Below are 23,008 nucleotides of genomic sequence, written 5' to 3'. Positions count from 1 at the left end.
GTCTTAAGGTCAGAATATTCCCTTAATTTCTTCATGACTTTCAAATTTGACTATACCCTTTCCGCGTTCACAGAGTAATTTCATCATTTCATTGGCTCTATACTCGGAGTTGGTCTCACATTCCATGCGGTTCTCAAATAATTTTATTGAAGCAATTGCCATATTCGTCGCGGCTCCTTTAATTTTATATTTTTTCATATAAAGGTGGTCATTGATTTCGGAGTCAAAATCAAAATTCTTATCTTCCTTAAGCCGGGAGTTCAGTACAAATATATCAGACACACTGAAAATGCTTTTATTGTAAAACATCTCATCTTTATCAAGATTCTTAAAACTTGGTCCAAAGAATTCGTTGCTGTTTTTTTTAAAAAACCCAAAAGGCAGTTCTTCTTTTCTGGAAGGCTCACACTGCAAAGAACCTGCAACAAAGAATATTATAGAGTTTTTGGCAACGGTTCTAACCTCTTCTTCCGGCGTCATTTTTTCGAGCCAGCCGTTTTCACGGGCTTTTTCTATAATCTTTAACAGATTGCTTTCGATATTATCCCGCTGATCTTTTGTATACATCCAGGGAGCTCCATAAGAATAGGATTCATTTTCCGCTCCAAGCAGACGGCAGAACCAGACCTCTCCCGGCTTCCTGTCTTTTTCATAGGTGTCTCCATAAGCCATTACATTTCTTTCTTTTCCAGTAACCAGTTCTTTGACTGTCATTTCGCGCGGAGAAACATTCATTATTTCGTAAAAACCCTGATAACTTTTTGCCAGATCCCGCAAGCATTCCGGACCGGGGCTGTTTAGCTCGGAGACCGAGCCATACTTCAGAAGATTATCAATTAAAGACATATTTTCAATTCCGTACTTTAAATCAAGGAAATACCATCCCATCAGCATACTGTCATACATTCTGGTTTTTATTTTTTCATCGGTATACGCATTTTTTATATATTCATAGACGGCGTCTAAATATTCACCATTAATGCTGAATTGCCGTTCTTTATCTGCATACATCCCGACATATTGAATAAGGAACATATACTCATCAAGGATCGTACCGGAAATCCTGGAATTTTTGTCAAGTTCTTGCACCCGATCCTTTGTCAAGCAGCAGTCTTTATACTTCTCTTTGCTCCCGCACGGACATGGTTCGTTCATTCCTGTTTTTATTTCGCTTATACTTTCATCAACATGATGACCGTTTTTACTCCGCCGCTGTTCCTTATTCATCCCTACTTTAGCACGCAGTAGGTCAAAATTCATGTTCATTGCCGGGTTTCTTACGGCAACATTCTTATCCATTTCTTCCATTTCGCCTATCAGCTTTTCAAGTAACTCCCTGCCTTTTTCAGATTTCATGGCGTCATAAGGGGTAATATCACCAAGCGCCGGTATTTTCTGCCTTACCCAGCTTTTCAGATAATACTCTTCTGTCTTCTGTTTTAATTGCCTTACAACTTCCGGATTATTCATCAGCTCCTGCTGTTTCAAAGCCTGCTCTTTCATCTTTTCTTCCGACGGCCTTTTTAGCTCTGAAAATTCTTTTTCCTCCGTACGAAGATAAGAAATATATCCCTTAAACGATTTAACGGCTAACTTCCTGAATTTCACCGATCTTTCCATTGAATTTGTATCAAACACAAGGAATTCATTTTCGAAGTAAATATTTCCGATAAGAACATTCGGATGCAGTAGATTTTTGCCTTTCTTTTTCCAGACCCAACTCTTGTTATTTTCGTCGCGTTCTACGTTTTCCATCCCATTCAGTACTACTTCTATTGCTTCTTTATTAATTAACTTAAAATAAACCTTGCAAAAAAGCAGCGGTTCTCCGTCTGTATTGTGAAGTTTTGGCAGGTTATCTTTCTGATTTGAGTAGGTCTCCAATATATTGATATTCTGTCCGGTTTTTACCGGCAGAATATTACTTTTACCCATACAACATTTCTTATATTTCTTCCCGCTCCCGCAGGGGCACGGGTCATTTCTCCCCGGTTCGGTCATAATCTTCTCCCATTTAATTAAGGTTCCCGCAGTCCCGCAACTCTAGTCACTTTTTGATATATAACATCAGGGAATTCCGCGAAATGCTTTTCCCCGCATTTAACTTTTATATACTCGCTGCCCCTGAGAGCATTTTCATCAAGCGTGCTTTTTGTTTCTGCGACAAAATACAGTTTTTTATCACCTTTAAATATCAATGCCCAGTCCGGCGTATAGGGTCCAATAGGCGTTTTTATTACAAACCACCTTGGCAGCTTTATGAAAAATTCGATATTATTATTTGTATCACAATCCTCGGCAAACTTCCTCTCCGGCTCGGACATTGAGTCGATAATAATATGAGATGCCAGAGTTTTATTACCGTTTTTAACCTCATAAAGATTATCCACATAGGATTCTATCTCTTTACCTTCAAAAAGCATCATCGCCCATTCCTGCCCCGCTATTTTCTCGTATTTAATGCCGTCAATTAAAAACTTAGTAAGTATTGTCCTGATTTTTTCCACTGCGAGGTCAAGAAACATCTGAGGATTTTTTAGAATATCAGCTATCCTGCCTGATTCCTTTAATATCTGCAGTATTGTCGACCTTGTAAGCTCTGTCTTACTTTGAATGTATCCCAGAACATCAGGGGTCTCCGTCTTCATTTCCACGGTCTTTGGCAAATCAGAACCCGTCATATAGGTCTTGACTCCTTCTTTACCCATAAAAATACTGACTTTTTCCGATCTTATAACGGGCTTTGTGATTTTCGGCATTTCCTTTATTGCTTTACCCGCGTCCTTTATCAATTCTTCAGTATTATAGTCCACCCTGTAAGTTGTTTTTTGCTTTATCTTGTTCCATAGCTCAATAAACTTCGGATCCAGATTAAATCCTTTTCTGAAAGTCACATTCTTTTTATCTCTCGCGTTTTTAATCCTTCCGGTAAACTCAACACCGCAGTCCTCATGTATCTCTTTCTGAAGTTTCTTAGCAAAATCCTCATAACTTTCATTCGCGATAACCGTCAGAACATTAATACTCTTATCCCTTATCCTGTCGCCCTGCTGGTTTACGGAAAGCCGGAGTCCTCTTCCTATTTCCTGCCTCTTTTTCAAATCCGATCTGGTCTCGTTTAGGGTACATATCTGAAACACATTCGGATTATCCCAGCCCTCACGCAAAGCAGAATGGCTGAAAATAAAACTCAAAGGATTATTAATATCAAGCAGCTCTTCTTTTTTCTGCATAATTAACTTATAAGTATCATCATCGGCCTGGGTTTCCCCGGAAGTAGAATCTTTAAATTTCCCCTTTTTATCCTGAGCAAAGTAGCCGTTATGAACTTTTTCAACTTCAAAAGGTATTACTTTTTTGAATTTAGCTTCGTTCGCGTACTTTTTATATATCTCCTCAAACCATAACGCAAACTTTCCCGGAACTTCTTTTCCGGCTTCATCATAAGAACGGTAATTGGCAACCCTGTCAATAAAGAACAGTGTAAGCACTTTGATCCCGTTTTCTTTAAGATTCCGCTGTTTATGGAAATGTTCTTTGACGGCTTTGTCCACCTGAACTTTCATAACTTCATCCTGCAAACCGCCTTTTGTTTCTCCCTTGGAAATTACATCGCCGTTTGACAGTTCTATACAGCCGTTAGAGACATCTATAGAATTTATTTTATAACCTTCTTTATAGGCCTCCCTTTCATTGGAAAGTTCATACAAATCATCTCCGCTCTTTACTGTAAATGTTTTTTTCGTAACGCCTTTATCGGTGTTTACATCTATTCTTATACTTGCGCTGACCGATTTCTTGGCGGATTTTAGCTCTTCAAGAGAGATAAACGCCTGATTAAAGCCGCCCTCCGCGAAAACAGAATCCACCTCAATCTGTTTTACCAGCCCCAGATCATAAGCTTTCACAGGATTTAAACTATAAACAGGATTATACAGGTTGGTATGCGTAGCAGAATACCTGAGCGTGCATAAGGGCTTAAGGTTTTCAAGCGCCTTTTTTCGTATTTCTGTTTCCATATTCTGAGGTTCGTCAACTATAACAATCGGACTGGTAGATTGAATAAACTCTATCGGTTTTTTCCCCAGAGCCGAATCTCTCGCCTGATTAATTATATTTGTATCCTTCGCGAAAGAGTCAATATTTATCACGAGAATCTCAACAGTATTGCTCAACGCGAAATTGCGCAACTCGGCAGTTCTTCCTGAATCATAGATCTTGTGGTTTACCGGAACATTATCATACAACCCCTGAAAATGTTCTTTCGTTATCTCAAGGTTTTTGTTCGCCCCTTCTTTAATGGCAACACTCGGAACGACTATGATAAATTTCTTGAACCCGTATTTTTTATTTAACTCGTAAATTGTTCGAAGGTAAACATAAGTTTTACCTGTACCCGTTTCCATCTCAATAGAGAAATGCATCCCGGCAAAGTCCGGAACACCCACCAGCCCGTTCCCGCGCTGAACTTCCCCAAGATTCTCTTTTATTTTATCCTCATCAACAAACAACCTGTTCCCAACTCCATATTCATTTATCGTACTGCCTTCAGCGTCCCCGCTCAGAGAATATTCAAAATCCCCCTTGTTCATAGGATTCCCCTGAAATAAATCAACAACGGATTTAACCGCCTCCAGCTGGAACTCCTGATTCGCGTCAAAATGCAGTTTCATTGTTTAAGTTTTCCTTTTTCATTATTTTTTTGCTGCTTTTCCTTACTTTTTTACCTTTAAAAATTAGTATTTATTGCCTATTGCATATGTTTAACTTTTTTGTTAGAATAATCTTGGTCGGTTGCTCTCCGGAGCTAGTCCACCTCTTGGCAATGTGGATATCCGAAAGGAAACTGACCTCATTTATTTTAAATCGCACCCTTTTAGCAGATTCCAATTGCATTTACCAAAGTCCGGCAAGCAGACCAATCCACATCCCTGAACTTTACCATTTACCGGATTAACCATAAAATTACATCTAATTTTTTCAAAGTATTCATACATATTCATTACTTCATTGCCTTGTTCTTTTGTCCATTCCCTGCCAAAATGCAAAAATTGCCTATAAACATTGTACGCGCAAAGATCGGCGATTTGAATAAAGTTTTCTCCGGAAGATTTAGAAAATTTCACATCAATTATCTTATCAAATTGGCCAACATGAAGCTTTTTAAGATTATCTTTGGATTGGGCAATATCAGATATTTTTTTATGCTCACCTTTAGTTATACACAAGTCGCATTCAAATTGATCAAAAATCACAATATGATATTTTTTCGTGTATTGAAGTCTTTCAAACAACACTTGAACGGCTTTAAGCAAAGGCTGCCCATCCGTAGTCCTTCTTTTTTCTTCACCGTAACATCTTTTATCAAAAACAACCCCAATAATTTTCATTTTATTAGCATTCTTTTTAATAATCTCATAAATCTCAAAGCCAAACTCATTAAGCTTTTCAGCTGAAATATTATACTTTTCTAAATAATATTTCTGTCTTTGCCTCGGATTCCTAAGCCAGTCTGACTTTATTTCAACTTTATTTGTTTTAAAGTGAGTCATTTTTAAATCGTTAATTTCTTTATTAATGCCACCGATTTCACTCTGATGGATTCTTACTCCGCACAAAACAAAATAATTATCTCTCCAAAATTGGGGATAAGCCTCAAATAAAGGCGGCTTTACCTTAAAATCAGAGACATAAGGATTCTTGTAATCTCTACTCCCGCTGTCATCAACAAATACTTTGTAAATCATTAATTATTTTCCCTTCGTCTCTGTCATTCCGTCCGTCGTTAACGAGACCTCGCCGTTCGGCGGGGAATCCGGTTTTTTGGATATCTCTTAATTAACCCGCCGATCTTTTTGGATATCCGGGATCTCTTAGTTGACCCGCCAACGCTTTTTGGAGGGCAGTGTCTTTAAAAATACTTTCCACTTTCCTGACAGTTACCGAGAATTTCTCGGCAACTGATTTTTCCATAATTCGCCGTCTTTAAAGAGAATCTATTTGTTTTCATTCTGGTTGAACTATTAAGTATTCCTTAATAGTTGGACCCATTTCACTTGTCGACAAACTGTCGAAGACTCACCGCACTGCTGCATCAAGCTTGACGATTTTGCTGACCTCAGCAAAATGGCCGTAGCTCGCTAATTTTTCTTTTCGCTCTCAGCAAGCACTCGGCCAGATATTTATTACCCTTCCATCTTCTAATATTACCTTCACATCCCTTATTAAAGCTTCTTCATCATTCAACTCATTTCCACCGTAAGAATTTCTAAATCCTATCTTTCCACAACACAATTGCTCAGAATCTATCTTTGGGATCGCTCTTTCTTCTCCTACCCAGTCATCTTTTATAATAGCATCATTTTGGCTAACAAATCCAAGAAATATCCTTGTCTGAGCTTCAGTCCAGCTTAATGTTTTTTTGTCAAGTTTTATTTGTATTCTTCTTCCAATCGTAATGGCAACATCATACCAAGTATCGTTACAGATATTGCAATTCTTTGAGCATTTTGACATGGATTTTATTATTGAGTCTGGCATTGCATTTACCGTAGGAAATAATCTGTGAGGAATAATCCTTTTTCCTTCTGTTGATATTTGGAACATCAATCCCTTTTTCCAAGTACCGCCATACACAATCACACCTAAAGACCTATTAACTATTTTCATTTTAAAAGACAAGGTGTAGTTTTTCCAGTCTTCACCTGCTTTTGACATGGCTCCGAGATATGACCCAAATACCCTCAGGCTTCCTGTTGAATCTACTTCCCAGATTTTTTTTCTCTCATAAAAATCAAATGCATTTTTAACGCTCAGGCGATTTTCTGTTTCTATTTCTTTAAGTATTTTCCATACTCTATTATCTGGATAATCCGGATTATTCAAGACACTATTTAAAACCTCTGGCAATTCTCTTCTAATATTTTTTACTATTTTAATATTACGCAGATAAAATGGCAGATTTTCTAATTTATTGTTTTTGCTGACAGCAATAATTGGTCTTTGAGCAGCTTGTCTGAAAGCAAGCTCATAAATAACATTAAGAGATTTTGAAGCAACAATTTGGTCTTCAATACCATTTATGCAAGCGATAACTAATTTTGCTTCAATAATTTGTCTTATTAGTGATTCATCCAATATTCCTCTTGGTACTTTAGCAGGCTCAAGCTTAAAATTATACTTTTTATCTTTTACAATCGTGGCAACCTCTTTGAATATTTCATCATTTATGGGTTTTGATTCTTCATTGAATCTATCTATGAAAACTATTTTATTGTTCATATTGTCCTAAACTCCACTCCGGCGTCTTTCATTTGTAGGACGGTGTTGGTTTTTAATTGGTCGTTTTTGGCGAAGAGAATGTCAAGACAGATGCATTTTTTTGGGGGTTGTTTTACGATTTCTTTGACTACACTCTCGTTGATTTTTGAAAGGCAGACGATCATTTCACCGTCAGAGACCAAGAAGACAGGGCAACCGGAGATTTTCTTTTCTTCTACCTTTGTATTTAAGTCATAGCCGGATTTTAGAAGGATTTCCCAGAGCATATTTTCATTTTTGGCTTCTTTTTTTATTGGATTTTCAAAGGCATCTAATTGTTTGCCAAGTTCTTTTTCATTTTCAGCTATGTCGTTCCGCCAGATTTTAAAATTAGAGTTTTTAAGCTTGAAAACCTTCATTCCTAGGTCTAAGTCCTTTTTCTGGTCGGCAAAAAGGTCTGGATTCTCTTCCTTTTCTTTTTTGATTTTTTTAATAACTCTTCGTATTCTTTCTTTGCAGATTTCAGCTATCGTCTTATAACCTGCTTTATATGCTTCGCTGTCTTCATCAGTTTTCTCTGGTAATTGAACACAAATGTACTTTCTATCATCGCCATCTTCTTTATTTAATAAATATAATGCATGAGCAGTAGTACCTGAACCAGCAAAAAAATCTAAGACTATTTCATCACCTTTAACACTTACAATATCAATCAAATATTTTATCAGTCCAGCAGGCTTTGCAAAATCAAAAGAAATATCAAGCTGTTTCAACTCTGAAGCACTTTGCCTGTTTTCATAATCATCAATAAAATTAGAGGGAACAACACCCTTCTCAAGCCTATCTTTTAGCCATAGTTTGTTATATATATTCCATTTTGACCGATTTCCATCTTGATCTAATAATGCAGAAGTTGACGTTTGCTTAAACACGATGTTACCTTTTTTAAGCTCATCTTCGTATGTCTCAAATATCCACTTCCACACACCATCTTGTGAAGTTGGAGTTATTTTTGATCCTTGTTTAATTTTTTCTGGGAAATTCTCCCCTGGCGGAATTACAAAACTTCCATCTGGGCATTTTATCCAATATCTTTGATTAGGACGAATATCAAGACCGGCGACATAGACACGTTCTTCCCCGAAAGATTCTCCTTTCCTATTACCCGAGGATTCTATTTTATTGTAGTAATTAGCTATTTGATCCTGACTTATTGGTGATCTAAAATACTCAGTTGAAATAATATTTTTTGCATATACAAGAATGAAGTCTACATTCGGAGTGAAGTAACTGCCTTTAGAACCTCCAGATTTCATTACTCTTGAAATACTTGAAATGAAATTCTCGGCTCCAAAGACTTCATTCATTATCATTCGTAGATTATGAACTTCATTGTCGTCAATGGAGACAAAAATCACGCCGTCATCTCTCAGGAGGTTTCTTGCAAGGAATAATCGTGGGTACATCATGGAGAGCCAGTTGGAATGGTAGTGGCCGCTTTCTTTGCTGTTTTTTCGAAATAAGCCTTCTTTCAGGAGGAAGCCTTCTTCATCTTTGTCGCCGATTCTCTTCAGGTACTCGTCTTTTGACTCGGAAAACTTGTCTGGATAGATAAAGCTGTCGTTGCCGGTATTGTACGGCGGGTCTATGTAAATCATCTTTATTTTGCCGTAATAGGATTTCTGAAGGACTTTCAGGACTTCGAGATTCTCGCCTTCTATGAATACATTCTGCGTTTTTTCAAAATCAATGGATTCTTCCGGCGCCGGAGCGAGTGTCGCGGTACTCTGCGCCTGTAAGACCTTAAAAGCTTCCGCTTTCCCCGCCCAATTCAACACATACCGTTCATCCTGAAGGTTCAAATCCTCCCCAAGCGTCAGCTTGAGCTTCTCAACATCCACCTTCCCCTCAGTAAAAACCTCAGGCATAATTTCTTTCAAATTGTTTATTCTTTCCTGCCTTATATCTTCCGATTTTCCATCCATATTTTCCCCTTATATGCCTTTCTTTTTCACCCAAACAAATTAACTGGCGGGTACCCTCCATCAAGACCGGCGGGCAAAAAAGCAGACACCGGAAAAGCTGTTGTCAGGCCCCTGAATGCACATTGATTCAACGCGCATTATAGATTATACATCGAAAAGCAGTACTTTTAAAGGGTAAAATCCGGGGGATTTACGCTTTAACGAGTTGTTTATTTCAGTTGTTTTATCTTCAAATTCTGTCTGGCTCGGAAGATCAGGGATTCTACGGCGGGTTTGGTGGTGCCGATGATTTCGGCTATTTCGGTGTAGCTTTTATCTTCGTAGACCTTGAGGAGTAGTGCTATTCTTTGTGTTTCGGGAAGATTTTGAAGGGCGGCGTGGATATTTTCTTCCAGACGGGAATTTTCGGCGCCTGAATATACGGGGGTGTCGCTACTTCCTAACTCCCGGCCGGAATCCGGCATAGACTGAACATGACCGGAGGCGTCTCGTTTTTCTTTCTTTTTTGTATCAAGAGAAAGGTTTGAGGCAATCGTATAGAGCCAGGTGGAAAACTTTGACCCGGGCCGGTAGGTTTCTCTTGCGCGGTAGACCCGAAAGAATGTCTCCTGGGCGATATCTTCCGCGAGCTGTCTGTCTTTCAGAAAACGGTATATGAAATTTAAAAGAGGTTTTTTATATTTATTTACGAGTGCTTCATAGGCATGAATATCCCCGCTTTTGGCTTGAAGCATTAAAATAGAATCTGGATCTATCCCGTTTTTTGGAGTATTTATCAAGTCATATTCTCCCGACACCATTAATAATATCATAAACTTTCTTCAATTTTTATGACGTTATGCCAAAGAAAACCCCGAGCGTGAGCTCGTGGGATGAATTTGGCATGAATAATTAAAAATCTCCTATCGTCGAAACTCCGTGCGCTCGGGGTTTTCTTTGGCATAACGTCATAATATTTATTTACTGCAGCATATTTGCATTGTTTCCAAAATAGCAGAAGCAACAACTTTATCAGGATCTTTCATTTTTTTCAATATTGGTCTGCATGAATCATTCCAGATCCTTCTTAATGCTACTGCCGCAGACCATCTGACATAAGCATCTGAGTCTTTTAAAAATCCGAGAATATCTTTTGCAACTTCCGGATTACCGATCCTATCAAGAGAGTATATACCGACTGCCTTCACTTTTGGGTCTTTTTCTTTTTCAACTATTTTAACAATTTGTTTAGCCGCTTCTTTTATCCTTAGATACCCGGCTGATTTAACTGCAGAAAACCTGACATCGAGGGATTTATCTCTTAACACTTTTACAACCGTATCTTTAGAGGAGAAAGCACCGATCATCCCTAATGTCATAACTGCAACAGAACGGACATTAGGGTCTTTGTCAGTCAACGCAATTTTTTCTATAGCCTTTCCTGCCTCATCTGTGCTTATCCTTTGCAGCACAAACATCGCATTTATTTTTCCCTCAGAACGTTTTTCTGTTTCAAGGTATTTAATCAATATTGGCGCCGACCTTCTACCCATCGCATAAAGAACATCTCCTGCAGTTTGAACAGGTCTCCAGTCTTTACTTGCAATTGCATCTAATAAATTTGACATTATCTTAGAAATATCAGTAACAAAAAGCAACCTGGCAATTGCATGTCTGCCCTGGGGTGAACTTAAGGATTCAGGCCGTTTTAACGGCAAGCATAAAGCCGGCACGCCTTTTTTAGCCAAAGCTTTTGCAGCCTCAACTGCCTCCGGAGTCCTGGTTCCCAGTACTTTCAACAATTGCTCTATATTTCCAATCATTTTATCCTCCGCTATCTAACCTTTAATATTTTTTTGGCATTTAACGAACATATTTTCTCCATATCCCTGTCTTTCATTTTCATAGTTTCCAAAACATCAAGAAGCCTGTTGCCAAATTGATAATCCAACCCGGGAGATATGTTAAAGTCCGTGCCAAATACTATATGATCAATATCAACACAATCAACTGCAGCTCTCACCATTTCTATTGTGGAAGGGATAGGACACCTTGGATCTTTCGGATCCGGAATATTTAGCTCAACCCAGACATTTCTTATTTTAAAATTCTTTAAAAGCTTTGCGGCGAATCGCCAGGCACGCCCGCCAAAATGAGCCATTATAAATTTTGTTTTCGGAAAACTTTCAGCCAGGTGAACAACACCTTCGACATGGTCTTCACCACCCGCATGAAAATTTATCGGTACATCCAGGTCTCCGGCCTTTTTTACAACAGGTAAGACCATATATTCATCAGTTACCCAATTTTCCATATATTGAACCATCTCTCCTATTGCTTTCATATTCAATTTTTTAACACCTAATTCCATTGCCTCAAGCCCTTCCTCAAGAAAATACGGATTTACCGTAACAAATCCCAGCATTTTACCTTCCAGGCAATCTATAACTTTTTTCATCTGCATTACACTGCTAACCGGATATTTTCCGGCTTCATTCCGCCCGTCCATAGATAAAAGCCTTATCCCGTGCCTGCATTTGGAAAATATCTCGGAGAATTTTTCAGAAGTCAGCTTCTTTGGATCTTCCAAACATGGGCCAGACACTGCAGTATGTAAATCATATATCTCAATCTTCGACATTCCCCCTCCTGTTTAATTTTTCATTAGAAATTTTACCCCTGCAAACTTACAATTTTCTTTTCAACCGAGGATTGTTTAAGCGCAATACTTACACCCAAAGAAGCTTTTGCCTCCCGGATATCTATATGTGATTTTTTATCATTACGGATACAGTCAAAAAAATGATTAAACAAGTTTTCTGCTGCATCGGATTTCTCATCTGCTTGAATAATATCACCGGGTCTGGCAAAAGCAAAATTATCGATAGCTTCTTCTTTCCGAAACCTTAACACTTTACCCTTCTCCGTATAATCAAGGCATATTGTCCCTTTTTCTCCGGAAACACCTAAAGATTCATATCTCAAATTCAAAACGGAATCCCCCATCATCCCGATTGCTCCGTCTTTAAAATTCATTATCGCCCAGATAATTTCTTCGGAATCTTTTTCATGAAATGTTGACTGAGTAGCACAGTAGACATCCTTAACATGACCCGCAAATGACATCATAAAATCCACATTGTGACAAGCATGATGAATTATCCATCCGCCTGATTCTTCCGGTTCTACAATTGCTCTGTGTTTTGAACCTCCACTGTACAAACCGGAGCCGCGGGATCTTGAACTCCAGCAGGAAAGTATCTTGCCTATGGCTCCTGAATCAACCATTTCTTTGATCTTTTTATAGTGAGGAGTAAATCTGAGCGTATAGTTAACGACATTTACCACCCCTGCTTTTTCAACTGCCTCGATCATTTCATCAGCTTCTTTCAAGTTAAGAGAAATAGGTTTCTCGCAAAGTATATGTTTTCCTTTCTCTGCCGCCATTACGACCTGATCTCTATGCGCATAGGAATTAGAGGTTATTATTACAAAATCTATATCCGAATTAAGGAGTTCCTCTGCTGAATGAGTTCCGTATAATCCGTAATCCTTTCTTGCAATATCCAGTTTCTCCTTCCCTCTGTTACAAACGATGGTTATTTTGGCATCAGAACGCGAATTTATCATCTTTGTAAATCCTTGTCCCATATTTCCAAAACCTATTACTCCGCCTTTTAGTATTTTCCCCATAGTATCCTCTCCTTTTTACTGATTACATTAAACGTAATTGCGATGATAATTCATACGGAACTTCACAGAACAATGTTCAAATATTAAGGAACTTTATACTCCGGCTCAACTTCCATAAGGCTTTTATCTTTTGATTCCTTAATAAAAAATAAAATAGTAAAAACCATTATTGCCGCACCGATAACATTCAATAAAACAGGAAGTATTAAACCTGACATTTCATAAATAACTCCTCCTGCAAAAGAACCCAAAAAGCCGGTAACACCGGTAAAAAGAGTCAACCTGCCAAGAGATTCCGCTCTTTGATTCTCAGAAACACTGTTTGCTACAAGTATTCTGATCGCAGGCAGCCAGAAGGCCGGAATAAGACCCAGAAAAACCTGAAAAACAACAAGCAGCCCGAAATTTTTAAAAAGAATTATACCTAAAAGGCCGACACCCCCGAAAACTTCCGACAAAATTAGAGCTTTTTTGCAGCCAAATTTATTCATAAACAAACCTATTGGTATCTGTAACACAGCCCAGGAAAATACAGAAACACTGCCCAAAATTCCAATTTGTGTCAGACTTAAACTATATTCCCTTCGAAGAAGTCCAAACAGTATTCTGTAACCTAAGCCCCAGACAAAACTGTCAACAGCTATTATGAGATAAAAAACAAGCAAAGCGCGGGGAACATTGAAAACATTCTTTAAAAATATATTCATATGTTTTCTGTTGAAAATATCGTTTTCTTTATTCGTCATACTTTCCCGCAAAAATAAATATAAAATCAAGCATGCGATTTCAAGAAAAACACTTATCACAAAAACAGCATTATACCCCCGGATATCCGCTATTTTACCGCCTAAAAACGAAGTAAAGATTCCCGGAACAACCATAGCAAACGCAACTAAATTGTACAGCATTATTCTTTTTGACGCATCCGCAGACTCGGCAACCATAGAATCTCTTGCAGGCGCGCCCAAAGTCCCGAGTCCAAACAATACCGCCCCAAGAATAACAAGAGCTATTGATCCGGTAAAATACGCCGACAGAAAAACAAGAAACGAGAATATTATTAAAATACTGGCGACGATTATCGGAGTCTTCCTTCCCACCCTGTCGGAAACAAAACCGCTTGGCAGTTGTATCAAGGAAGGAACAAGACTATGAGTCAAACCGTCGACCAATCCGACCATAGTCATAGAAGAAGTGATACTTAGAACAAACGGCTGTATTAAAACTCTCATCATATAAGTATGTATACCATTAATAAAAGCCGTCAAAAATATTAGATTATTATTTTTCAACTTCATTATAGCTTCCTTTCTAATTTAATACCTTTTCCCTGCTACAAAACTCCCATTCCAAAATGCCTATCCTCAGTAAACTATGATTCGGAGCAATATCTGCTTAATAAAACAGATTCATTCACAAGTCTATCTACCGAATCAGGTGCCAGCAAATTTTGACCAACTTCATATGCTCCCATCCCATACTCTTCTTTAGGAGGAAAATAACACAAATAACTGTTAGCCAGACTGACCGTAAATACTTTTTCTTTTCCAATTTCGTTTTTTATACGCTGCCCAATCTTTGTAAATATTTCCCCGGGTAAGGCGGCAATGCCGATATCATTGAAATACATATACTGAACTTCACGTTTTAATTTTCCGGAAAGGCATTCATCCCAGGTATGCCTGTCCCTGCTGAACAATCTCGTCTTAGACTCAATATAATATTTTTCATCATAAAGAGTTTTTATTCCTCGAATATCTTTCCTATCGGCTATTCGCTGCAATATTTCTTTTTTTAAATATTCAGATTTTTCTTTTCCCGCTTCAACTGTCTTAGGGAATTTTTTATTAACCGGAAAGTCAACTTCTTTTTGAATTACCCCGCAAGAAACAAGCGGTCTATAATCCGTTTTTTTGAAGTTATCGATAACCTTACCCGCCAGCAAATTTCCGAATCTTTCGGCTTCCTTGAAAGTATTCTCACGATAAAGCATTCTAATATCTCCGGAAGGGCCGTTTCCAAAAAGGCATATTCCACCCAGCTCTTTTTCAACTTTTCTACAAAGATATCCGACATAATCCGCCGAAATACGGTTTCCTATATGTTTTGAGGAGACGACACAAGCATGTCCTGAAAACCGCACAAACGATCCCAATAACTTCCCTTTATCATCCTTAAAATAAATAGCGTTTAATGTAGTATCTACGGGTCTGTCAGTATAAACCGGTTTTTTGAGAATATTAGCTTTTCTACAATCTAACCCCAATGCTTCAAACTGCTTACGCACTTGTTTTGTACAATTAAGTTTATTACTTCCAATAGTACAGTCGGTATTATACATAATACAAAAAACACCATAACCATCCGGTAAGACAACTCTTCTATTAATATTGATACCCGTACCGGCGTTAACTTCAAGGAATCCTACGGAAGCAGACACCATATTCTTTCTTGATTTTTTTATTATATTAGCAAGTTTTTCTCCAATTTTTCCGCTATTTATCTTGTCAAATCCTGCATGAGTATGGGAGCAAAATATCGTAACATTGCAGGGGGAAATTCCGATTCTCTTAATTTGTTCCTTTATTTTATTAATTTCATACAGGTCAAATCCGCCAAAGTCGCAGGAAATCAAAACCATCTCTTTTTTGTCTGATTTCACCAAAAGCACTCTTGCTTTAAGGTCATCATGAATTGCCGGGGGTTCAGGCTTATCATATCCGCGAGACGCCCTTGAAACTTGCCCGCAATCAGTAATAATAGTACTTGAAAATGCTATCTGAATATTACCATTCAATATACATTTATTAACTTTCCCGGTCATTTTCTACTCTACCTCTCCATATTCAATCTTTACCCATTTCATAACAGGTCTTTCCGAACCTTCTACTTTTATCTTAAATTTATGAGGAACGGACTTTATTTCTTCAGTATGGTACTTTTCTTCTTTTTTCCCGTCTTTTTCTTCCACCCAGCAATATTTTACTTTAATACCGGCAGGAAAAGATTTACTATTAAAATTGTTTATTTTTGCGGAATAATCAACATCTGCCCGCAAATATTGGACTACCCGTATCCAATCATTTGTTGTTCCCATCTTTAAATATATCGTCTTGCAATCACCGGGCAGATTAGCAACTTTCTCGTAAACTGCTATAAGTCTTTTAGCAGCATCTGTGCCGGGAAATATATATTTATTTGATACTTCTTGTTTCTTCCATTCTTTATTATCACAAGAATAAGACATTTGAAAAGCATCCTTTCTAAATCTGCCGCCCCAACTTATTTTTTTTATATTGCCGGGTGCCTTTACCTTTATTATCAAAGCATTTTCATTTTCCGGTTTTATCATAGAAGCTTCTACAAATCCCTTTTCTATTTCCTTACTCCATTGATTCTTTAATTCCGGAAACTTATTCTTTTCCGGTATAACCGTAATACGCTCCGTCTGCTCTCCGGCATCAAAACTTATACTGTTTTCTCCCGTTTTTAACGCAGGAAGCGACAACGGATTTACCTGAACAACAGTTTCAACCCTTAAATCTTTAAATCCTGCGGAGGCACCGTCAATTTCTATTTTTACCAGATAACTTAGTTCCTGTCTTACGATTGATCTTACGGGGATATTGAATTTTTCTTCTCCGGTTTTCATCAACCTGGCATCCCATACGGATTCCCAATTCATCCCGTTGTTTTTAGAAACATAAATATTAAGACTGTCATTTGTTTCTTTTTTGCATTTTCCTTTTATCCAGGCGCAGTCAATAAGGTATGGAGTGTAAACTTTCAGAATAATGACCCCTTTTTTTGCAGGACTCATTGATTTCACATATCCTTCTTTAGTTTGCGGGACTCTGATATTTTCCTCATATTCAACAAAATCCTTCCAATCCGAACTAACAAAATCCGGAACAAAAACCCATAGCCCATTTCCATAGCCGCAACCCTGGGTTTCAAATCTATAAGGTTTTTTTTCTATGATTGTTGCCAAACTTCTTCTTTCATTACCCTTATCATGAGGCATTTCTTTATTTAAATCCGGGATCCAATAATCAGGATCTTTTGAAATAGGCCCCCAGTATCTTGTAAAATTCTCCCCTTTTCTTAAACCCATAGTCATTGAATGCCCCACGATAAAATCATCATATTTTTCAATGTAACTTATATTCGGCTTATACCTTTTATTACCCTCGATAACTCCCACAATACTGCCATCAGAACCTTTTGCAACTTCCGGAAATGTGGCATCTAAATTACGCCATTTATCACCCCATTTGACTTCGCTTGTAGTATGTCCTTTTAACTGCCAGTAACGAACATCATACCCCATGCACATCCACAGTATGGAACAAAGTGCGGCATCCTGCTGGCAAATTGTCGGTATTGTAGAATTCATAAGTAATATTAGATCAGTTCCGCCTTCATCAAGACCGTAACCCGGAGTCCTGAGGGAGGGAGCCCAGAATCTATGCTCATTTACAAATTTCATAGCCTCAAGACACTTTTGCTCATCAGTCATACCCGGTTTAGTAATATCTTTTATTATACTGTCCAATGAGGTCATATCAGGTTCCACATCCGACACAAGATTAATATTACAGATCTTATTAACAGGTTTTACAAAATCCTGAGCATGCCCTATTCCCTTAAGCAATAAAATAACAAAAATAAAAACAAAAAATACGCCCAAACCTTCATATTTGCTCACGATATCTCCCTAACTGATTATGGTAAAACAAATGTACTTAATCAGTTGCATTCCAGTCTGAATTCCTGATTATAAACTAATTTACAGCGCATTACTCTATGTGAATACATATCAGATATTAACAGGTAATCCCCATAAACGGCAATCACGGAAGGACGTGTTAAGTATGTTCCGCATTAAACTCCTCCTCTTTTTATACTAAGATTATTATTGTCTTTTTAATTTATTAAATCTTGCCTGTACATTATAACCGGGTGGTATAAACGAAGCATCATTACTATACCATATTTTCGAAATTAACGGGGTTAGTCCGGCCTTTTTTTCATCAAATTCAATAGTTAAAGTATGTTTTCCTGTATTAAAATTCAAATAACTTTTCCAGACCCCGTTTCCCCAGATATTTGGAGCTATTGACAAACGCTCTACAAACCATCTTGCATCTTCAAGTTTAACTTCTGCAGCACTGCCAAGCCTGAGCGGTTCCCGAGCCGACCAATATCCGACGTCTTTACCATCTGCCAGCACTTTAACCGTTCTGGCTCCTATCTGCCGGGGACTATTTTCTATCCAGAAATAATACGAACCGTCCTTGATGATATCAAGATCAAATGTCAGAGACTGGTTTCCAGAAACAGCATCCTTGGGAAATTCCACAAAATTCACTCCTTCGGTAGTTCCGGTTTTAAGTGAACTGCTTAATTTTGCTTTTCCGGATTCAATATCTTTTGTGACTATTTCCAGACCGGAGGTTTTTACTTCAAGAGTAACAGGGTCGGACATATTTCCCCGTTTATCAACAGCTACCACTTTATAACAGTATTTTGTGTTTGATTTTATACCCCAATCCAAGGCTATTGTTTTTTCTCCTGAACATAACACTGTTTCATTATCCAAACTAAAATCAGGTTTTTCAGAAACATACACAGAATAGTAATACAAATCAGAATCCATGTTAGGTTTCCACTCTAATTTAACCGAATTAGCAGTAACTTCAGATGCTTTAAATTCCAAAACGGCTGCCGGTTTGCCTTTCCTATCATCACAACCAACAGGTTTATAACTATTATCATTTGTTATTACTATTTTATCCACCGCCAGGCCGTCATCATTAGAAACCAGCAATAATTTATCTCCGGGTGACATTGAAACCTCTGCAGTACTTTTTATCCAACTCCAATCACCGGTTACTCCCTTTAACACGGCGGTTTCCTTACCTTGCACCTTCAGAGAAAACTTTCCATCTCCGCCGGATGCATTTTTACATCTTGCCCATATTAAATAGCTGCCTTTTTTAAAAATTCCAGGATTTATTGTTAAAGAACCGGAATCTTCGCCTTCAGCAACCTTAGTTACCCGCATGCTGCGATATCCTGAAGCATAACCGTCTAAGACCTCTCTCATTGGAAGTGTTTTTTCACATTCCTCCGCTTCATAATGCAGGATAACAGGCCCGTTTAACCCGCCCGCGCTGGCTTCACGTGACAAGAATCCTTCTAATCCGGAATATTCTTCGGCAGCAACCATATAGAATCCTGTCTCAGACCCTGATTCCGTATCCAGGTAAGCTGTTTCAGATATTACTTTCAAGTTAAGCCGCTTAAAACCATTTCCGCTTTTATTCGACTTATAAATATTATATCCTTTTAACTCAGCATGCCTTTCCGGTATTTTCCATTCAAGTTTAACCCCGCCCTGTTGTTTTGAGGCTTTTAACTCTTTTGGAGCATCAGGTAATCTCATTATACAAAAATAATAATTACCGTTGCCGAGCATATCTGACAGATGAACAAGCTTGGTATAGTCAGGGCTTGCAATAGCTTTGGTAAAAAGATTCCATTGTATCCTTGATATCCTCCAATTACACAGGCGCAGTACAGTGCCGGGATCAGTAGCATCAAACATAACATGCTGTCCTGCTAATTCCCCGCCGGTCCCGTTCGTAATACCATATCTACAATCTCTTGTCATTCCGCCATAATCGGTTTGCACGGCATCAAGATAAACACCATATACTTTAAGTTCATTCCCTGGATGAGAATTACCGCCATAATCGGCTTTTTCAGAAACTATTAACTTTGATCCTCCGCCGTAGGCCATAATACTGTATGGGCTTCCTCCCATTCCATGAGTAAACGTAAAAATTGAGCCCTTTTCCACCTTACCTGTTTCTAAATCCACAATTACAATACCGTAACTTCCGAAGGGGCTATAGTAGATAAAATACTTCCCGTCATAACTGAATCCGCCTCCTTTTGCGCCATCAGGTCCCAATGGAAATGTTTTTATCCGTTTATTTTTATCCTGTTCTTTCATATCAACAACTATCAGCTCAACTCCCGCAATTAAAGCAACCATTTTATCACCGTGAATAAGACCCTTATTATTTCCCGGACCCTGTTTGACAGGAGTGTCATATACAACTTCCATCTTATTGTTTTGATGATTACGGGCTTTAAATATTACAGATCCTTTTTTTTCACGATAGCTGACCTCATACTCAGGATTTGGATCAACGCTGCCGCCCTGTTCCCATCTGTTTGTTTTATAATCAAAATATCCGTGCCTGGAACCTTTCGCATAAAAGCCGGAACCATCCGGTTTCCACATATCATACTCTTCTGAAAATCCTTCATCCCCTGGAAGTCCTGTCACCCTCCACATAACTGCGCCCGTTCCGACATCGCGGAACATAAATTTTTCTTCTATTATATTTTCCATTAACGGTCTTGCGGACCGGCTGTATAACGCTTCAAGTTTCTGGTACGGATGACTTTGAATGTTTTCCTTATACAATCTGACAGGAGACACTATTAAACCTTTTTTTTCTTCGTCATTTAAACTGCTAGCCAGGCGGAGATAATCTATCTTTAATTCCCTGCCATTATTCATTATTTCAATTGCAATTCTTAATTTTTTTCTGCCTTTGAAACCTAATTTTGCCAGGTCTTCCGAAATTATTCCGCTGGTATATGCCACCTCTGTTTCTTTACCGTTAATTCTTAAAATTGAAAACATTGATTTTTCATCTATTTTGGCGATCAAAAATTTATATTTGTCCAGATCAATTTCCATGTCATATTCTTTCACAGCTTCCGAAGTGGGTTTTAAAGTTATGGTTTGCTCAATAGGTTTGCTTCCCATAAAAGAGCCAATATATGTTTTAAAAACACCCAGGCCTTCTTTTGCTTCCATCCCTGCAAGAGGATTTTTTTCACCCGTTTTCCAGCCTTCTATTTTATCAAAATCTTCTGAAAACCCTATTCGTTCTTCTTTTGAAGGTGCTTGTCCATAAACACTATTTGCATTAGAAGCTAAAACAATAAAACAACTCAAAGAAAGAAGTATTAAATTTATTTTTGTAGACATTTTACATTCTCCCGGATCAGGAAATATCGGCATACGTTCCCAGCCCTTTTTCTGTAGCTTTTTTAATTGCAAAAGCTGCTATTGCCGCATCTTGCACTCCAACTCCTGTCAGATCGCATATTGTTATCTGATCAACAGAAGTGCGCCCGCAAACTTTACCCGCTATCACATCTCCGATCTCCCCGTCAATTTCTTCTTCCTTGATTATATTATTTTCTATCGCATGATGAGTTTCTCCAAATTTAACGCATTGGGCTTTTCTGTCGACAATAATAACATCCGCTATTCCATATATTCTTTCATCAAGTTCCTGTTTATCCGGATTATCCGCGCCTACAGCGTTTATATGCGTGCCTTTAGATATCCACTCTAATGAAATAAAAGGTTTTTTACTCGGGGTAACGGTAGTAATACAATCGCATTCCGGCACAGTATCTTTTAAGCTGGTCACGACTGAAACATCTATTTTATCTTTCGCCTTTATTTCATTTTGAAATTCTTCGGCTTTTTTAGGGTCAATATCCCAAAGTTTTAATTTTTTTATACTCCTTACCTTTTTTAAATATTCCCATTGAAAGCGACCCTGAGTCCCACAACCGGCTATCAAAACCTGTTTTAAATCTTTATTTGAGAGATACTTTGTCCCGATGGCCCCTGATATCCCGGTTCTTACATGGGTTAAAAAACTATTATCAAACATTAACGCCTTTATAAAACCGGTATCCGAATCAAATGCAAAAAACAAGCCGCTGCTTGAAGGCAGCCCTTTAACAGGATTATCATAATAGCTGTTGGCTGATTTAAAAACGACAAAAGGACTCCCCTGAAGATATGCTCCTTTTATATGAAACTCGCCTTTTTTTTCCGGAATTTCCAGTGAAATAATACCCGGAAGCACAGCTTCATTTAATGTTAATTTTTTAAAACCCTGCTCTACATCGTCTATCGGATTTGAATCTTTCAATGCTGTTCTTAAATCTTTTTCATTCAAAATCAATACTTTCATCAAACAGCTCCTTTTAGTACAGACGGCTTTCCAAAGATATTGTTTCACCGTAAGCAACTTCCACTGCAGTTCTTAACAACTCAACCATTGCAGCAGACCCTCTGGCAGGAACTGCATCAATGTAGGCTTTACCCTTGCCGACTGTCCCTTCAAAACAACCTACTTTCGGCGCCAGCTCAAGAAGTTCTATTTCTTTTTCCGGCGTATGGCACAAGGAAATATCATTTTTTATCAATGCTATCACGGCAATAATGGAATAAGCCGACCAATTTGATATGGCAGAAGGAAAAAGAATTTTAGTCGCGAGCTTTGTGGCTATTCCGTCTTTACACGGACAACGGCATTCGGCACCGTATCTAACTACTTCTCTTACATAATCGTACATTTTCCCGAAACCAATTTCATTGCCGCCGTCTCCCAGTCCAATTGAAAATTTATCTTTCTTCAGCATCCCGTTTACAAACCCGTCTATGACTGAATCATCAGAGTCGCTCCTTACCCCCGATGAAGTGTGAGGAACGCCTGCTTTATTTGTTCCGATTTTTTCAATAAATATTGCACCGTCATATTTCTCCGCCAGTTCTGCGTAACCGTTTCCTTCTCCGATAGTAAGCCCTTCCACTTCATATTTTTTTAAACCTGCCGCTTTTGCCAGTGCTTGCATTGCAGGAAGTATCTGTTTTTCAAAACATAAAGTAATTTTATATCCTAATTGTTCCAAAGCTCTTCCCAGAACAACGGCCCCTATGGGTCCGTCGGTTTCCCCTCCGGGAAAATAAACAGGATTATAGGTTCCGGTTACTATTGCTATACGGCACCCCGGATGGTTTAATATCTCCTTCGCACAAACATAACAAATAGGTTCACCTAAAACAGACCTTTCTCTTTCATACAGCTTCTTTACATAAGCTGCCCTTGGATGACCCAAGGTCCTTAAAGAACAACTCATCAGCCTGTCCATATTATCGCAAACCACCTTTATAGCTTCTGTATTATCTATTGCCATAAAAC

The 23,008-nt window shown here is 38.2% G+C and carries 15 protein-coding genes; all 15 read right to left on the bottom strand.

Annotation, left to right across the window (positions count from 1 at the left end):
* Window positions 1–9: 9 nt before the first annotated feature.
* The 15 genes from A2536_07870 to A2536_07800 all read right to left on the bottom strand — a co-directional run bounded on the left by A2536_07870 (window position 10) and on the right by A2536_07800 (window position 23,003).
* Window positions 10–2,001 (bottom strand): hypothetical protein, encoded by a 1,992-nt coding sequence (locus tag A2536_07870; GenBank protein OGF48304.1) that lies wholly within the window; start codon window positions 1,999–2,001, stop codon window positions 10–12.
* Window positions 2,002–2,018: 17 nt separating this feature from the next.
* Window positions 2,019–4,673, bottom strand: a complete 2,655-nt coding sequence (locus tag A2536_07865; protein OGF48303.1) for a DEAD/DEAH box helicase — start codon at window positions 4,671–4,673, stop codon at window positions 2,019–2,021.
* A gap of 183 nt (window positions 4,674–4,856) precedes the next feature.
* On the bottom strand, window positions 4,857–5,747 hold the full coding sequence (locus A2536_07860) for a hypothetical protein (protein ID OGF48302.1): 891 nt from the start codon (window positions 5,745–5,747) through the stop codon (window positions 4,857–4,859).
* Window positions 5,748–6,159: 412 nt separating this feature from the next.
* Window positions 6,160–7,281, bottom strand: coding sequence for a hypothetical protein (locus tag A2536_07855; protein ID OGF48301.1), 1,122 nt, complete (start codon window positions 7,279–7,281; stop codon window positions 6,160–6,162).
* On the bottom strand, window positions 7,278–9,245 hold the full coding sequence (locus tag A2536_07850; GenBank protein ID OGF48300.1) for a hypothetical protein: 1,968 nt from the start codon (window positions 9,243–9,245) through the stop codon (window positions 7,278–7,280). Before A2536_07850 ends, A2536_07855 begins: the two co-directional genes overlap by 4 nt.
* Window positions 9,246–9,454: 209 nt before the next feature.
* Entirely contained in the window at window positions 9,455–10,045 is a 591-nt protein-coding gene (locus A2536_07845; GenBank protein OGF48317.1) for a hypothetical protein, read from the bottom strand.
* Window positions 10,046–10,201: 156 nt separating this feature from the next.
* Complete coding sequence (locus tag A2536_07840) at window positions 10,202–11,047, bottom strand: hypothetical protein (protein ID OGF48299.1); 846 nt, start codon at window positions 11,045–11,047, stop codon at window positions 10,202–10,204.
* An 11-nt stretch (window positions 11,048–11,058) separates the two neighbouring features.
* Complete coding sequence (locus A2536_07835) at window positions 11,059–11,865, bottom strand: hypothetical protein (GenBank protein OGF48298.1); 807 nt, start codon at window positions 11,863–11,865, stop codon at window positions 11,059–11,061.
* A gap of 32 nt (window positions 11,866–11,897) precedes the next feature.
* Window positions 11,898–12,917 carry a hypothetical protein gene (locus A2536_07830; protein ID OGF48297.1) on the bottom strand — a complete coding sequence of 340 codons (1,020 nt, stop codon included), beginning with the start codon at window positions 12,915–12,917 and terminating at the stop codon, window positions 11,898–11,900.
* Between the two features lie 83 nt (window positions 12,918–13,000).
* Window positions 13,001–14,215, bottom strand: a complete 1,215-nt coding sequence (locus tag A2536_07825) for a hypothetical protein (protein ID OGF48296.1) — start codon at window positions 14,213–14,215, stop codon at window positions 13,001–13,003.
* 74 nt (window positions 14,216–14,289) lie between these two features.
* Window positions 14,290–15,741, bottom strand: coding sequence for a hypothetical protein (locus tag A2536_07820; protein ID OGF48295.1), 1,452 nt, complete (start codon window positions 15,739–15,741; stop codon window positions 14,290–14,292).
* A gap of 3 nt (window positions 15,742–15,744) precedes the next feature.
* The gene (locus A2536_07815; protein OGF48294.1) at window positions 15,745–17,625 is read right to left on the bottom strand and encodes a hypothetical protein; all 1,881 of its coding nucleotides are present in this window, start codon (window positions 17,623–17,625) and stop codon (window positions 15,745–15,747) included.
* 207 nt (window positions 17,626–17,832) lie between these two features.
* Complete coding sequence (locus tag A2536_07810) at window positions 17,833–21,024, bottom strand: hypothetical protein (GenBank protein ID OGF48293.1); 3,192 nt, start codon at window positions 21,022–21,024, stop codon at window positions 17,833–17,835.
* Window positions 21,008–21,997, bottom strand: coding sequence for a hypothetical protein (locus tag A2536_07805; GenBank protein OGF48292.1), 990 nt, complete (start codon window positions 21,995–21,997; stop codon window positions 21,008–21,010). The genes A2536_07810 and A2536_07805 overlap by 17 nt, the downstream gene beginning before the upstream one ends.
* A 13-nt stretch (window positions 21,998–22,010) precedes the next feature.
* Window positions 22,011–23,003 (bottom strand): hypothetical protein, encoded by a 993-nt coding sequence (locus tag A2536_07800; protein OGF48291.1) that lies wholly within the window; start codon window positions 23,001–23,003, stop codon window positions 22,011–22,013.
* Between the last annotated feature and the right edge of the window lie 5 nt (window positions 23,004–23,008).

It is taken from the genome of Candidatus Firestonebacteria bacterium RIFOXYD2_FULL_39_29 (genome assembly GCA_001778375.1).
In the GTDB taxonomy this organism is placed as follows: domain Bacteria; phylum Oederibacteriota; class D2-FULL-39-29; order D2-FULL-39-29; family D2-FULL-39-29; genus D2-FULL-39-29.
This window is presented reverse-complemented; position numbering and strand designations above follow the sequence as displayed.